Here is a 14268-nt window from a genome sequence, read left to right on the forward strand (position 1 = left end):
TCCGTGCGGCACTTTTGGTACTCAAGGAGAAACGCCATGTCCGCAGCACTGTTGATCATCGATATGCAGGTCGGCCTGTTCCAGGGTCAGGAAAAGCCCCACGACGGCGAACGCATACTCGCCAACATCCAGCACTTGATCGCCCGGGCACGCCAGCGACAAGTGCCGATCGTTGCCGTCCGTCACACCGGCCCGCAAGGGTCACCAATTGCCGCCGGCAGTGCGTTCTGGCAACTGTTGCCAGAGCTTGAGCTGGACGCCGCAAACGCCACCCTCTTCGAAAAATCCCGCCCCAATGCCTTTCACGGCACAGAACTTGCTCGGCAACTCAACGCCGCGAAAGTCGAAGACCTGTACATCGTCGGCATGAAAACCCAGTTCTGCATCGACAGCACTTGCCGCGCTGCCGCCGACCTGGGATTCAAGCCGCTGCTGGTGGCGGATGCCCACACTTGTATGGACACCCCTGCACTGCCGGCGCAGGCCATCATCGAACACCACAACGCAACCCTCGGCGCGGCGTTCGCGCGGTTGATCAACACTGCCGACGTCACCTTCTGACGAAGCACCCGCGCGCTCCCCGCATCAGCTCCTACACTGCCTGATGCGGGGCCGCGCCAGCCATTGCCAAACCGCTCTGGAATCAGCACTCTGAACCGACTTTTGCGCCCGAAGACCGACGATCACAGGAGCCGAGCAATGCCCGCCACCGTTCTGGTACTGGTTGAAACCATCAATGACTATTTGCCGATCCTCGAACGTCAGGGTTTTCACCTGATTCTCGCGCCGACCCCTGCCGAGCGCGCGCAAGCCATCGCCACCCACGGGGCGCGGATCGACGCGGTGCTGACTCGTGGCCCGCTGGGTTTATATGCTGAAGAAATCGCGGCCTTGCCCGCGCTGAAAATCATCTGCGTGATCGGCGCCGGTTACGAGCAGGTCGACCTGCAAGCTGCCAGCGACCGTGGCCTGACCGTGACCAACGGCGCCGGCGTCAACGCTTCGTCGGTGGCCGACCACACCATGGCGATGCTACTGGCGCTGGTGCGTGACATTCCGCGCTGCGATGCCGCCGTGCGTCGGGGCGAGTGGCCGAAGATCATGCGCCCGTCGCTGGCCGGAAAACGTCTGGGGATTCTCGGATTGGGTGCAGTCGGCATGGCAATCGCCAAACGCGCAGGCTTGGGCTTCGACATGGAAATCAGCTACCACAACCGTCAGGTGCGCAGTGACGTGCCCTACGCCTTCTGCTCGACCCCGACCGAGCTGGCCCGGGCCTCGGACTTTCTGGTAATCGCCACGCCCGGCGGCATCGGCAGCCAGCATCTGGTGACCCGTCCGGTGCTCGATGCTTTGGGGCCCAACGGCTTTATCGTCAACATTGCCCGCGCCAGCGTGATCGCCACCGCCGACCTGATCAGTGCGCTGGAACAGCGGCGAATCGCCGGCGCAGCGCTGGATGTGTTCGATCACGAGCCGCAAGTCCCCGACGCACTGAAAAACCTCAGCAACGTGCTTCTGACCCCTCACGTTGCCGGGCTGTCACCGGAAGCCACACAAGGCACCGTGGAGCTGGTGGGCAAAAATCTTGTGGCGTTCTTCTCCGGGCAACCGGTACTGACGCCGCTCCAGCTGCCGCCGAAGCTGAACAACCAGCGCGTGCACTAAAGCAAGCCGAGCAAGGTCCACAGACGCCGGGATTCGGCGTCTGCCGAAATCAGGCCAAACGTGGCGGCGTTGGCTGCGGCACGCCACGCCCATTCCCAAAGTTGATTACCGTCCAACACGCTAACCTATAAGACCGAGCCGCGCTTGTGACGACCCGAGCGCGCCATTAGATTAGCCAATGATGTCTGGCCTCCAAAATAAGCAGAAGGGATAAGCATGGCGCTTACTGACCAGTCCACCCGTATCCGCTCTGGCGAAGAACTCGATGCCAGCCTGATCGATCCGTACCTCAAGGCGCACATTCCGGGCCTGACCGGCACGCCGCAGATCAGCCAGTTTCCCGGCGGCGCGTCGAACCTGACCTACCTGCTGGAATACCCGGACCAGGAATTCGTCCTGCGCCGTCCGCCGTTCGGCCACAAGGCCAAGTCCGCCCACGACATGGGCCGCGAATTCCGCATCCTCAACCAGTTGCGCGATGGCTTCCCGTATTGCCCGAAAGCCTACGTGCATTGCACCGACGAATCGGTGATCGGCGCCGAGTTCTACGTGATGGAACGGGTCAACGGGATCATCCTGCGCTCTGACTTGCCGCCGGAACTGGGCCTGGATTCGGCCAAAACCGAAGCCCTGTGCAAGAGCTTCATCGACCGTTTCGTCGAGCTGCACCGGGTCGATTACAACGCCTGCGGCCTCGGCGATCTGGGCAAGCCTGAAGGCTACGTCGCCCGCCAGATCAAAGGCTGGAGCGAACGCTACGAAAAAGCCCTGACCCCGGACGCACCACACTGGGAACAGGTCAAAGCCTGGCTCAACGACAAGATGCCGGCCGATCACCCGACCTCCAGCATCGTCCACAACGACTACCGCTTCGACAACGTCATCCTCGACCCGAACAACCCGATGCAGATCATCGGCGTGCTCGACTGGGAACTGACCACCCTCGGCGATCCGCTGATGGACCTGGGCAACACCCTCGCCTACTGGATTCAGGCCGACGACCCGGCACCGGTGCAACTGATGCGCCGCCAGCCAAGCCACGCCCCGGGCATGCTGACCCGCCGCGAATTCGTCGACTACTACGCCGAACGTTCGGGCATCCAGATCGACAATTTCGACTTCTACTACACCTACGGCCTGTTCCGCCTGGCCGGCATCGTGCAGCAGATCTACTACCGCTTCTTCCATGGCCAGACCCAGGACAAACGCTTCGCGCAGTTCATTCACATGAACAAACTGCTGGAGCAGATGAGCCTGCAGGTCATTGCCAAATCCAGCCTCTGATGACGGCGTTATAACAAGGCTTACTACAAGGGAATCCCATGTCCAAGACTCAGTTGTTCGACCTCGACGGCAAGATCGCTTTCGTCTCCGGCGCCAGCCGCGGCATCGGTGAGGCCATCGCCAAACTGCTGGCCCAGCAAGGCGCCCACGTCATCGTTTCGAGCCGCAAACTCGAAGGCTGCCAACACGTGGCCGACGCCATCATCGCCGCCGGCGGCAAGGCCACAGCGGTCGCCTGCCACATCGGCGAAATGGAACAGATCAGCCAGGTCTTCGCCGGGATCAAGGAACAGTTCGGGCGCCTGGACATCCTGGTCAACAACGCCGCGACCAACCCGCAGTTCTGCAACGTGCTGGACACCGACCTCGGCGCCTTCCAGAAAACCGTCGACGTGAACATCCGCGGCTACTTCTTCATGTCGGTGGAAGCCGGCAAGCTGATGCGCGAAAACGGCGGCGGCAGCATCATCAACGTGGCGTCGATCAACGGCATCTCGCCGGGGATCTTCCAGGGCATCTACTCGGTGACCAAAGCCGCCGTGATCAACATGACCAAAGTCTTCGCCAAGGAATGCGCGCAATTCGGCATCCGCTGCAACGCCCTGCTGCCAGGCCTGACCGACACCAAATTCGCCTCGGCGCTGGTGAAAAACGACGCGATCCTGAAACAGGCCCTGACGCAGATCCCGCTCAAACGCGTAGCCGACCCAAGCGAAATGGCCGGCGCCGTGCTGTACCTGGCAAGCGACGCTTCGAGCTACACCACTGGCGTATCGCTGAACGTGGACGGCGGTTTCCTGTCCTGATCCGCCGCTGATGCAAAAGAAAAGGCAGCCCACGGGCTGCCTTTTTCATGCCTCCAGAACCTTCGGCAACTGCCAGCCAAAATGCACCGACAACAACCGCAACAACAAACACGCCGCCCCGGCCAGCAACGCAGCCGCCACCGGCGGCACACCGAGCCTGCGCCCGACAATCAACACCGCCGCCCCGACAAACGCCGAACTGGCATACAAATCCGCCTGCAACACCACCGGCACCCGCGCCAGCACGATGTCACGCAGCACCCCGCCACCGACCCCGGTAATCGTGCCCATCAACATGGACACAAACGGCGAGATCCCGAAATTCAACGCCTTCTGCGCCCCGGCCACGGCAAACAACGCCAACCCCGCCGCGTCCAGCACGATCAGCGTCGAACCGGACCAGCCCAGCACCCGCTCATGAAAAACAAACGCCATCCCGCCCATGGCAAACGCCAGAGCCGGATAGCGCCAGTCAGCCACAGCCTTGGGCGGCGTCGCACCGATCAACAGATCACGCGTCACCCCGCCACCGAGCGCAACGATGAACGCAATCACCATCACCCCGAGCAGATCAAGCTGACTGCGCATCGCCGCAATCGCGCCTTCAACCGCAAACACCGCCGTGCCGACCAGATCGGCCACCAACACAATCCACTCGACCCGCGCCTTCACAGGCGCCCGGCTTATTGAGTGACGCAACGGGTCTTGGTGATGTGTCGGGTCACTTGCCCGTCGGCATAGGCATCACCGGCGACCTCGGTATTTTCCATGACCTGACAAGTCCGCTCAGGAGGCGGAGGCGGTGCTGCCGGCGGAGGGGGTGGAGGACTGGCACAGCCACTGAGCAACACCAGACCGAGAGCCGACAACAACGAAGAACACACGCGTTTCCCAGGATTGTTCATAGGATGACCCGCGATGAATGGAAGAAAACTCCCGTCGCCGAGCAGGACAACGCCCGGTTATGGAAACCGAACCACTCATTCCTTATAGACCAGTGGGGGGTGAGTGCCAGTGATATGGTGGGATTGGGGGGAATTGGCTGTCGATTTTGGGGTGGGATTGTTGATTGGATCGTGGGTTCCGACAAATCGCGGGCACCCTCAAGAGCCGGCCCTCACCCCAGCCCTCTCCCGGAGGGAGAGGGGGCCGATCGAGGTGTTTGGGAGAGTTACGCCGACGTGAAATACCGAGTTGAACTCAGGTTTTGAAGAGCACACAAGTCGGCCTTAAGCCCCTCACTCCTCACTCCTCACCACCCGCTCCTCACCACTCAACACGATGAGCGTTAGCTCGAGTACCGCTTTTGATCGCAGGGCCCGTCGGCAGGCTGAGTGGAGGGATTGATCCGGGGGAGGGAGCGCAGCGACCGTGCGGCGCAGCCGCATGCATCGAGAGGAGGTGCAGCGAAGCAAACCGTAGGCGATGCCCCCGGATCAATCCCGGAGCGAAGGAACCCCGAGCCTCAGCGAGGGGCCGTACGTCAGGGTTAGAGACCTTTTGGTTACTTTTGGGGCGTTTGCCAAAAGTGACTCGCCGTAAGGGCGAAACCGCCAGCCGCAGCACCCGAAAAACCGGATATTCACCCCGGCGACCGCAAAGAATTACTCTGAAGCTCATACCGCAATTCATCAATCAAGGCATCCACCGCTTCCGGAGTACGCAAGGCACCAAGGCTCAACCCACTAATCACCAAATCCACCCGCCCCGAAACCGGCTCATACAGCTTCACAGTAAGGGAGTGATCCCCATCCACCACACACTCACAAGCCAACGGCGAAAAACTACGCTCAAGCCGAGCCCGCAACTGCGCCAGATAAATCATCGCGCCAGCTCCACACAACCAGACTCAACAACCGACAACACATTCATAAAGGGCTGATCCATTAGCAGGTTCCAAAAAGACACGATCACCAAAAAAATGCATCGCACCTCACCAGACTAAGAACACCCCGCCCGATCAAACACCCGAATTTGCACCCCATGAACTAGTGCATTTGCACCTTACCGCTGCCCCCGACCGCCCCCCGAAAACAACCCACGCTCCCGAGCCCAGACAATCGCCTCACTGCGACTGTGCACATCCAGCTTCGAATACACCGTCGCCACATGGTTGCGCACCGTGTTCGGCGCCAGCTTCAGCCGCGCAGCAATCTCCTTGTCCGCCAGCCCCTCACAAATCAGCCCCAGCACATCACGCTCGCGAGCAGTCAGATCAGTGAACGACACACTCGGCAGCTGCGGCGAGTTGACCTTCTTCACATTGGCAAGCTTTTCGATCAACGTCCGGCTGAACCACGAAGCATCCTTCATCACCTCTTCAATCGCCGCCACCAGCTCAAGCTCGGTGCGCTTGCGCTCGGTGATGTCCATCAGCACCAGCAGATAGCAAACGGCGTCCTGAATGTTGACGGTGTCGGCAGACACCGCGCACTCCAGCAACTCGGCGTCTTTCCTGCGAATCCGCATATCGACGCGGTCAACGCGACCGGTCTTCTCCAGCGCCGCCAGCAAACGGGCGCGTTCCGCCGGTTCATCGATGAAATCCAGTTGCGCGACGGTCTTGCCGAGCACCTCGTCGCTCTCGTACGCCAGGGTATCGAGAAACGCCTGATTGACGTCGATCAGCCGCTGCTCGTCGGCGCTGCAAATCAGGATCGGCACCGGCGTCAGGCGAAAGGCCTTGGCGAACCGTTCCTCACTCTGGCGCAACGCAACTTCAGCCTTGTGCCGCAGCTCCATGTCCACAAACGAAAACAGCATGCAGTCCTCGTCATTGAGTACCAGCGGCTGCCCCGCCACGATCACCTGCTTACTGCCACCGTCCGGCAGACGCAATTCAGCCTGCATCTGCGGAATCGTCGCAACATCGCGCAGGCGCTGGATCGCCAGATCCTTGCGCTCGGCCTGTTCGAGAATATCCAGCTCATAGGTCGAGGCGCCGATCACCTGATCGCGGGTGTAGCCGGTCATTTCCAGAAACCCCGGATTGACCTTGATGTAACGCAGATCGCTGAGGCGGCAGATCACTGCCGGCGCCGGGTTGGCATTAAAGGTTTTTTCGAAGCGCTGCTCGGCGTTGGCCCAATCGGTGACGTCGCTCATGATCAGCACCAGCGACTCGATGTCGCCGTCGCGATCGGTCAACACCATGCTGCGCACGCTGTGCACCCAAGTGCGTTCCTCGTCACTGTTCGGAGTGACTTCAACCAGCACGTCACTGAAGGTTTCGCCGGCCGCCACGCGGCTGATCGGGTACTGCTCCAGCGTCAGGGTGTGATTGTTGCGATAACGCAGATTGAATCGCTCGACGTATTCTCCGGCGTTGTTGCCCAGCTCGCCGATCCGGCTGACGCCATGCATCGCCAGCGCGGCTTCGTTGGCCCAGAGAATCGTCTGGTCGAGCTCCAGCAGAATCACCCCGTCGGACAGGCCGGCAATGATCTGCTGCAACTGACGGCGATTGGTTTCGGTGGTCAGGACGTCCCGGCTCATTGGTTCTCCACAAGTTCGCGCATGTGAAGTTTACGACCGCAGGCCGTTGTGATCGTGCCGGGCAACTTTGTCCCCGATTACCGAGAGCCGTGATCGACCAGCTCGCGCAGCGTATCGAGAAACAGCTTGAGCACTGGCGAGGCATCGTCCGCCCGATACGTCGCGTACAGCGGCACTTGCGGCAGCGCCGGGGTCAGGCGCCGGAATACCAGTCCGGCGGGAGCCAGTTGTTCGATGGAGGCCGGCAGCAAGGCCACGCCAAACCCGGCGCGAACCAGACTGAGCAAGGTCTGCACCTCGATCACCTGCTGGCGGATCTGCGGGGTGAACCCGGCCTGAATGCAGCACTGATAGAGAAAATTGGCGAACCGCGACTGCTTCAATTCCAGCGCCACAAACGGCTCCTGCGCCAGATCAGCCGGCGCCAGCACCTCGCGCCGCGCCAGCGGGTGATCCTGCGGCATCACCACATGGATCGGCTCATGGATCAGCAATTCATTGCGCAATTGCGGGTCGTCATAACCGACGCGGAACACGCAGGCGTCGATGCGTTTTTCCTTCAACGCCTTGACCTGGGCCGCCGGGGTCATCTCATGCAGACGCCAGGTCACCTGCGGATAGCGCTCGCGAAACAGGTGCAGCGCCTTGGGCAGCACGCCGACCATCACCGAACTGATCATGCCGATTTCCAGCTCGCCGAGTTGCCCGCGCCCGGTCTGGCGGGTCAGGTCCAGCGCCCGCTCGAGTTGTTCGAACACCAGCGGCGCCTGCTCCTTGAGCATCTGCCCCGCCGCTGTCAGCTCGACCCGATGATGGCTGCGCTCGAACAGCGGCGTGCCGAGTTCTTCCTCCAGCAAACGGATCTGCTGGCTCAGCGGCGGCTGGCAGATGTGCAGCCGTTCGGCGGCACGGCCGAAGTGCAGCTCATCGGCCAGCGCCATGAAGTACCGCAGCAAACGCAGGTCCATGGCGGCTTACCCCAGGGTCAGTGGCGTGGAACGCTGACGCACTCCGGTGAGGCTGAACAGCGCATTGGCAATCGCCGGGACCACCGACGGGCTGCCCAGCTCTCCCACGCCGCCCGGTTTGTCCGGCTGGCCGTCGAGTACGAGGATGTCCACCGGCGGCATGTCGGACATGCGCGTGACGCGATAGTCGTGGAAATTGCTCTGCACCACCCGGCCCTGCTGGATGTCGAGACGGTCAAACAACGCGTGGCCGAGGCCCCACATCAAACCGCCGTAAATTTGCTCCTCGACTCCACCGGGCGACACCGCCAGACCGCAGTCGACCACACAGGTCAGCTTCTCGACCCGGGCCTTGCCGTCCACCTTCGCGACCCGCGCCACCACGGCGATGAAACTGGTGTAACCCTGATTAGTGGCGATCCCCAGCGCAGTGTCCGGTGGCAGTTTCTGGCCCCAGCCGGCGCGTTCGGCGGCCTGCTTCAACACCGCCACATGTCGTGGCCGCTCCTGCATGTTGGCCAGCCGGAAAGCCAGCGGATCTTCACCGGCCGCATGGGCCAGTTCATCCATGAAGCTTTCGACGGCGAACACGTTGGGAATGAAGCTCACCGAGCGATACCAACCGCTGGGCACGTTGCTTTCGTGCTTGACCCAGTTCAGCTCCAGGTGCGGCGGACGGTAGGCAAAGTCCCACGCGGTGATCGCTTCGGTGGTGCTGTAGTCCATGTGGTCCGGACGCTCGAAATATCCTGGTTCCCACTGTTCCGGCGAGGCTGGTGACACCGCATGCAGTTGCAACGCCGTGAGTTTGCCCTGGGCATCCAGTGCACCTTTTACCCGATGCAGCGTGGCCGGGTGATTGAACAGCGCGTGCATTTCGTCTTCGCGGCTGTTGAGCAGTTTCACCGGCACGCCAGTCTTCTGCGCCAGATACGCCACTTCGAACAACCAGTATTTGGCTTCCCGCGCACCGAAGCTGCCACCGGACACAAGCTCATGAATGGTGACTTTGTCCTTGCCGATGCCACACACGGTCTGCGCTGCTTCCAGCGCCGAGGACGGCACCTGCACACCGCCCCAGTAGGTGATCGCCTTGTCCTTGACCTGCGCGGTGATGCAAATCGGCTCCAGCGGATTTTGCACCTTGTAGGGCATGGTGTAATCGGCTTCGAGCAGCTTTGCCGCACCTGGCCATTGCCCGGCGACATCGCCCTGGGCCATGGCTTTGACGGTTTGCGTTGCCGGGTCGCTGATCGCTGCGATCTGCGCCTTGCTCAGCTCGGCGCTGTCGAAACCGGCCAGCGGCGAGTCGCTCCATTTGATCTCCAGCAGCTTGCGTCCCTGCTGCGCGGCCCAGAAGGTTTCGGCCAGCACCGCAACACCTTCGAGGTTGCCGCCGAGCACGTCCGGCCGACCGGGAATCGCGATCACCTTGCGCACGCCTGGCACCTGCAACGCGGCCGCCGAATCCACCGCCACAACCTTCGCACCCACCACCGGCGCACGCTGGATTACTGCCACCAGCATCCCCGGCAACTGCACGTCGATGCTGTACTTGAAACGCCCGCAAACCTTGGCCGCCGCATCGCGTTTGTGGCGCAACTTGCCGATGTACTTGAACTGCGCCGGATCCTTCAGCGTGACGTTGGCCGGGGCCGGCAGATGCGCCGCCGCGCCGGCCAGTTCGCCGTAGCCGAGGCTGCGTTTGCTCGACGCATGCACGACCCGGCCTTCTTCGGTGGCGCAGCTGTCGGGGCTGACTTTCCACTGTTGCGCCGCCGCACTGATCAGCAGCGCCCGAGCCGTGGCTCCGGCCATGCGCAGGCGGTCGTATTCCAGTGAAACGCTGGTGCTGCCGCCGGTGGAGAAGACTTTCCAGACCGGATGAATGTAGGTTTCGAAGAACGGGTCCTCCGGGGTGATGACCTGCACGGTCATCGGGTTGACGTCCAGTTCCTCGGCCACACATGCGGCCAGCGCGGTCTGGGTTCCGGTGCCGGAATCGTGTTTGTGCACCACCAGTTTCACCGTGCCGTCGGGCAGCACGCGCACCCAGGCGTTGGGTTCGAATTCAGCGGCTGTGGTTTTCGCTTCAGTCGCCGCCGCCCCGGAAGGCAGATACAGCGCAATCGCCAGACCGGACGCCACCGTCACCGCCTGCTTGAGAAACACCCGGCGCGAGGGTTCTTGAAGGGTGCCGTCGATAAGGCTCATCACGCCTCCTTCGGCGCATTCGCCGCACGTTTGATCGCTTTGTTGATGCGCCCGTAAGTGCCGCAGCGGCAGATATTCCCGGACATCGCGTTGCGGATCGAATCGTCGTTGACCGGTGCGCCGGTGTTGAGCAGCGCGGCGGCGGACATGATCTGCCCGGATTGACAGTAGCCGCATTGCGGCACATCTTCGGCCACCCAGGCCAGTTGCAGCGGATGGTTTTCGCTGGGCGACAGGCCCTCGATGGTGGTGATGCTGTGGCCCGCGACGGCGGCCAGCGGCAACTGGCAGGAACGCACCGCGACGCCGTTCAGGTGCACGGTGCAGGCACCGCACAGGCCCATGCCGCAACCGAACTTGGTGCCGGTGAGTTTCAACTGATCACGCAATACCCATAACAAGGGCATGGAGGGGGACGCCTCATCCAGCTCGCGTCGTTCGCCGTTAACCGTGAATGCAATCATTGTCAGGCTCCAAAAGAGCGGCCCGTCTTTGTGCGGGCCTGGTGACCGATTATTGGAACCCCCGGCAACGCGCGGCCAGCGACGATTTCTGCCAACCGGTGTAAGCAGGACTAACAACATGTACAAGCGATACCCGTCGGTGCAGTCCATGAGCGCGTTCATCCACGCAGCGCGCAGCGGTAGTTTCTCCAGCGCCGCGCGCAAGCTCGACCTGACCCACAGCGCGATCAGCCAGCAGATCCGCGCCCTGGAAGACTTCATCGGCCAGCCGCTGTTCGTGCGCGAAGGCGGCGGCAGCAACCTGACCGATGCCGGGCAGCTGTTTGCCAGCGTGCTGTCGGATGGTCTGGCGCAGATTGACCGGGCGTTGTCCTCGGTAAAAAACCGCAGCGTGGCCCAGCGTCTGACCCTGGATGTGGACAGCGAGCTGGCGCAGAGCTGGCTCAATCCGCGTCTGCCACAACTGCTCGATGGCTTGCCAGATTACGAAGTGACAATCCTGTCGATGCCGCGCAGTGACCGCAGCACGTTCGAACGGGTGGACCTGTCGCTGCGCTATGGCTATGGCGATTGGGATGATTGCGAGATGACCCAGATTTGTGGGGATCGGGTGTTGGCGGTGGCGTCCCCGGCGTTGCTGGAGCGGCATGGTTTGCAGGTGCCGTTGAGCCCGGCGCAGATTCTTGAGTTGCCGTTGTTGGGGTACACGCGGCGGTCGTGGATTCCATGGCTGGATGCGGCGGGGATGACACCGACCGAACCGCCGGCGCAGGTGATTTTTGATAATGCGGCGAATCTGATTGCGGCGGCTGAAGCGGGTGTCGGCGCGGGATTGGTGCGTGGATTGCTGGCTGCCGATGCGTTGCGCAGCGGGCGGCTGGTGGCGTTGAACGAGGCGCAGATTGCGGCCCATTACAACCTGTATGCGGTGTGGCCGCATGGGCAGGCGGAGCGGGTGGGGCCGGTGGTTGAGATCATCAAACAGTTGGCTCTGAGTACGCTTGAGAATGCTGCCCTCACCCTAGCCCTCTCCCAGAGGTAGAGGGGACCGATCGGGGAATGCTCAAGAAGTCCGCCGACCTGAATCTGCTTTACTGAATCCATAATCGACCCGATCTTTCAGGTCGATGTAAACCGAAAGACACCTCGGTCAGTCCCCTCTCCCTCCGGGAGAGGGCTAGGGTGAGGGCAACGCTCTTGATCCTGAGTCCATATCGAACACATATCACCACCCCACCCAATTAATATTGTACGAACCCTCCCCCGCCTTCCAATACTCGCCTCAAGCAACCACCCACCCGGGCCGGATGCGAACAGGCGAGGGAATGCGCGAGTGCTGCGCATAGAAACGGCCGATTGCCCGGGACGTGGATGCTGTGAGCCGCAAGGCTCCCTTCCCCGCTATCAGGAGATCGACTTCAATGATCATCGATATCAGCTGCTATCCCACGGATCTCGTGGACCTCGCCTGGAGGCATGACGGTGACCCGTTCACCGGCGAGCGTCTGCTGGAGATGATGGATGGCCCGTACATGGTCAACGGCAAGCCTCGCCGCATCGACAAAGCCTTCATCCAGCCGCCGCAGGGCAACACCATCTACACCTGGACCGACGGCGAACTGTCGGGCCGCGAATCCATCGACGCCTACATGGCCTACACCCTGAAAATGGTCCAGACCTACCCGGACCGTTTCATTGGCTGCTTCGTCTACAACCCGCGCTGCGGCGTGGAAAACGGCGTCGAGGCGATCGAGCGTTACGTGAAAGAGCACGGTTTCAAGATGGTGCAGATGCAGGCCAACATGCACGCCTACCGTCCTGACCGTGCGCTGGACTGGGTCCGTCCGGCCTTCGAGAAATGCGCCGAGCTGGGCATTCCGGTCAAGCTGCACACCGGCGACGGGCCTTACAGCATCCCGTCGGAATGGGTGCCGATGATCAAGGAATTCCCCAACGTCGACTTCATCATGGCCCACTTCGGCGTGCAGACCGGTGGCGTCTACGTGTTCGAACCGATGCAGTGGGCGATGGAGCTGCCCAACGTCTACTGCGAGTCCGGCTGGTGCCTGCAATCGCGGATCGTCGAATTCGCCAAGGTCCTGCCGACCCACAAGATCCTGTTCGGCACCGACACCCCGCCGAACGAACCGGGCATGTGGCTGCGCCTGCTCGAAGTGCTCTGCCACGAGCCGCCGCAGGGCCTGAACCTCGACGAGGACACCCTCGAAGACTACCTGGGCAACAACACCGCACGGATGATCGGCCTCGAGCCGTCCCCGCCGCCGCGTTCCGTTTCCGAAGCAGAGGCGCAACTCAAGCGCCCCGTCACCACCCAACTGGCCAGGAGCTGAGCCGATGATCATCGACACCCATCTGCACCCCACCAACCTGGTCGACGAGGCCTGGCGCCACACCGGCGAACCGTTCACCGGCGAGCGCATGCTCAAGCTGATGGACGGCCCGTACATGATCAACGGCAAGCCGCGCCGGATCGACATGGGGTTCATCCAGCCGCCACCGGGCAACACCGGTTACCGCGACGGCAACCGCCGTGGCCGCGAGGGCGTGCGTGACTACATGTCGTACGTCGCCGAACTGTGCGTGAAGTACCCGGACCGGTTCATCGGCAACTTCAACTTCAACCCGCGCTGGGGACCGGAAAACGGTGCGGCAGAGCTGGAATTCCACATCAAGGAATACGGCTTCAAGATGCTCAAGCTGCACGCCAACATGCACGGCTATCGCCCGGATCGCGCACTCGACTGGCTGCGCCCGGCGATGAAGGTCTGCGCCAAGTACAACATCGTGGTGCTGATCCACACCGGTGACGGCCCGTACACCATTCCGACGATGTTCTACCCGATCATCCGCGAGTTCCCGATGGTCAATTTCATCATCGGTCACTTCGGCATCCAGACCGGTGGCAACTACTCGTTCGAGGCGTTCTGGATGGCGATGGACACGCCGAACGTGTACTGCGAGTCCGGCTGGTGCTTCCAGTCGCGGATCGTCGAGTTCGCCAAGGAGCTGCCGCGCAACAAGATCGTGTTCGGCACCGACTCGCCGCCGAACGAACCGGGCATGTGGCTGCGCGAGCTGGAAGTGCTGTGCTCGCCGGCGCCGCAGGGCCTGGGGATCGACGAAGATCACCTTGAGGATTACCTGGGCAACAACATCGCCCGGTTGTGCGGGATTGAACCGACCCCGCCGCCCAAGGATCTGGCCGAGGCGGACATTCGTCTGACCACGACCTACCTCTAAACAGGGTCTGACCCGGCTTCAACCCAGCCACACAGTGACTTTACAGGCACGAAGATGACCCGGCGTTCGCTCGACCGGCAGGCCAACGGCTTGTCGATCGAACGCCAG

13 protein-coding genes are annotated in these 14268 nt (G+C 62.0%); 7 read left to right on the forward strand and 6 right to left on the reverse strand.

Annotated elements, in window-relative coordinates:
• Positions 1-36: 36 nt before the first annotated feature.
• From M5G18_RS08510 to M5G18_RS08525, 4 genes are all read left to right on the forward strand, one after another.
• The gene (locus M5G18_RS08510; protein ID WP_273897512.1) at positions 37-561 is read left to right on the forward strand and encodes a cysteine hydrolase family protein; all 525 of its coding nucleotides are present in this window, start codon (positions 37-39) and stop codon (positions 559-561) included.
• Positions 562-699: 138 nt separating this feature from the next.
• Positions 700-1668 carry a 2-hydroxyacid dehydrogenase gene (locus tag M5G18_RS08515; protein ID WP_273897513.1) on the forward strand — a complete coding sequence of 323 codons (969 nt, stop codon included), beginning with the start codon at positions 700-702 and terminating at the stop codon, positions 1666-1668.
• A 216-nt stretch (positions 1669-1884) separates the two neighbouring features.
• Complete coding sequence (locus M5G18_RS08520) at positions 1885-2952, forward strand: phosphotransferase family protein (RefSeq protein WP_273897514.1); 1068 nt, start codon at positions 1885-1887, stop codon at positions 2950-2952.
• A 38-nt stretch (positions 2953-2990) separates the two neighbouring features.
• Positions 2991-3758 carry an SDR family oxidoreductase gene (locus tag M5G18_RS08525; protein ID WP_085687598.1) on the forward strand — a complete coding sequence of 256 codons (768 nt, stop codon included), beginning with the start codon at positions 2991-2993 and terminating at the stop codon, positions 3756-3758.
• 45 nt (positions 3759-3803) lie between these two features.
• On the opposite strand, the gene M5G18_RS08530 is transcribed toward M5G18_RS08525, so the two are convergent.
• The 6 genes from M5G18_RS08530 to M5G18_RS08555 form a co-directional block, all read right to left on the reverse strand.
• Positions 3804-4400: a trimeric intracellular cation channel family protein gene (locus M5G18_RS08530; RefSeq protein ID WP_273897515.1), complete on the reverse strand. Its 597-nt coding sequence runs from the start codon at positions 4398-4400 to the stop codon at positions 3804-3806.
• Positions 4401-5340: 940 nt separating this feature from the next.
• Entirely contained in the window at positions 5341-5583 is a 243-nt protein-coding gene (locus M5G18_RS08535) for a DUF1652 domain-containing protein (RefSeq protein WP_207983134.1), read from the reverse strand.
• Positions 5584-5762: 179 nt separating this feature from the next.
• Positions 5763-7253, reverse strand: a complete 1491-nt coding sequence (locus M5G18_RS08540; protein WP_273897516.1) for a helix-turn-helix transcriptional regulator — start codon at positions 7251-7253, stop codon at positions 5763-5765.
• A gap of 77 nt (positions 7254-7330) precedes the next feature.
• Entirely contained in the window at positions 7331-8221 is an 891-nt protein-coding gene (locus M5G18_RS08545) for a LysR family transcriptional regulator (RefSeq protein ID WP_273897517.1), read from the reverse strand.
• Between the two features lie 6 nt (positions 8222-8227).
• Positions 8228-10435 (reverse strand): xanthine dehydrogenase family protein molybdopterin-binding subunit, encoded by a 2208-nt coding sequence (locus tag M5G18_RS08550; protein ID WP_273897518.1) that lies wholly within the window; start codon positions 10433-10435, stop codon positions 8228-8230.
• Positions 10435-10899, reverse strand: coding sequence for a (2Fe-2S)-binding protein (locus M5G18_RS08555; protein ID WP_085602752.1), 465 nt, complete (start codon positions 10897-10899; stop codon positions 10435-10437). Before M5G18_RS08555 ends, M5G18_RS08550 begins: the two co-directional genes overlap by 1 nt.
• Positions 10900-11017: 118 nt before the next feature.
• Between M5G18_RS08555 and M5G18_RS08560 the strand changes: the two genes are divergently transcribed.
• The 3 genes from M5G18_RS08560 (at position 11018) to M5G18_RS08570 (ending at position 14160) form a co-directional block, all read left to right on the forward strand.
• A complete protein-coding gene (locus M5G18_RS08560) occupies positions 11018-11941 on the forward strand; it encodes a LysR substrate-binding domain-containing protein (RefSeq protein WP_273897519.1) in 924 nt (307 codons plus the stop codon).
• 379 nt (positions 11942-12320) lie between these two features.
• Positions 12321-13250 (forward strand): amidohydrolase family protein, encoded by a 930-nt coding sequence (locus M5G18_RS08565; RefSeq protein WP_007952852.1) that lies wholly within the window; start codon positions 12321-12323, stop codon positions 13248-13250.
• Between the two features lie 4 nt (positions 13251-13254).
• Positions 13255-14160 (forward strand): amidohydrolase family protein, encoded by a 906-nt coding sequence (locus M5G18_RS08570; RefSeq protein WP_007952854.1) that lies wholly within the window; start codon positions 13255-13257, stop codon positions 14158-14160.
• Positions 14161-14268: the final 108 nt, after the last annotated feature.

The organism is Pseudomonas aphyarum, assembly GCF_028657055.1.
GTDB classification, from domain to species: Bacteria; Pseudomonadota; Gammaproteobacteria; order Pseudomonadales; family Pseudomonadaceae; genus Aquipseudomonas; species Aquipseudomonas aphyarum.

Bases quoted from the DNA above. Each gene is read 5' to 3' on its own strand.
- M5G18_RS08510 (WP_273897512.1), top strand. From the start codon at position 37: ATGTCCGCAGCACTGTTGATCATCGATATGCAGGTCGGCCTGTTCCAG.
- M5G18_RS08515 (WP_273897513.1), top strand. From the start codon at position 700: ATGCCCGCCACCGTTCTGGTACTGGTTGAAACCATCAATGACTATTTG.
- M5G18_RS08520 (WP_273897514.1), top strand. From the start codon at position 1,885: ATGGCGCTTACTGACCAGTCCACCCGTATCCGCTCTGGCGAAGAACTC.
- M5G18_RS08525 (WP_085687598.1), top strand. From the start codon at position 2,991: ATGTCCAAGACTCAGTTGTTCGACCTCGACGGCAAGATCGCTTTCGTC.
- M5G18_RS08535 (WP_207983134.1), bottom strand. From the start codon at position 5,583: ATGATTTATCTGGCGCAGTTGCGGGCTCGGCTTGAGCGTAGTTTTTCG.
- M5G18_RS08540 (WP_273897516.1), bottom strand. From the start codon at position 7,253: ATGAGCCGGGACGTCCTGACCACCGAAACCAATCGCCGTCAGTTGCAG.
- M5G18_RS08545 (WP_273897517.1), bottom strand. From the start codon at position 8,221: ATGGACCTGCGTTTGCTGCGGTACTTCATGGCGCTGGCCGATGAGCTG.
- M5G18_RS08550 (WP_273897518.1), bottom strand. From the start codon at position 10,435: ATGAGCCTTATCGACGGCACCCTTCAAGAACCCTCGCGCCGGGTGTTT.
- M5G18_RS08555 (WP_085602752.1), bottom strand. From the start codon at position 10,899: ATGATTGCATTCACGGTTAACGGCGAACGACGCGAGCTGGATGAGGCG.
- M5G18_RS08560 (WP_273897519.1), top strand. From the start codon at position 11,018: ATGTACAAGCGATACCCGTCGGTGCAGTCCATGAGCGCGTTCATCCAC.
- M5G18_RS08565 (WP_007952852.1), top strand. From the start codon at position 12,321: ATGATCATCGATATCAGCTGCTATCCCACGGATCTCGTGGACCTCGCC.
- M5G18_RS08570 (WP_007952854.1), top strand. From the start codon at position 13,255: ATGATCATCGACACCCATCTGCACCCCACCAACCTGGTCGACGAGGCC.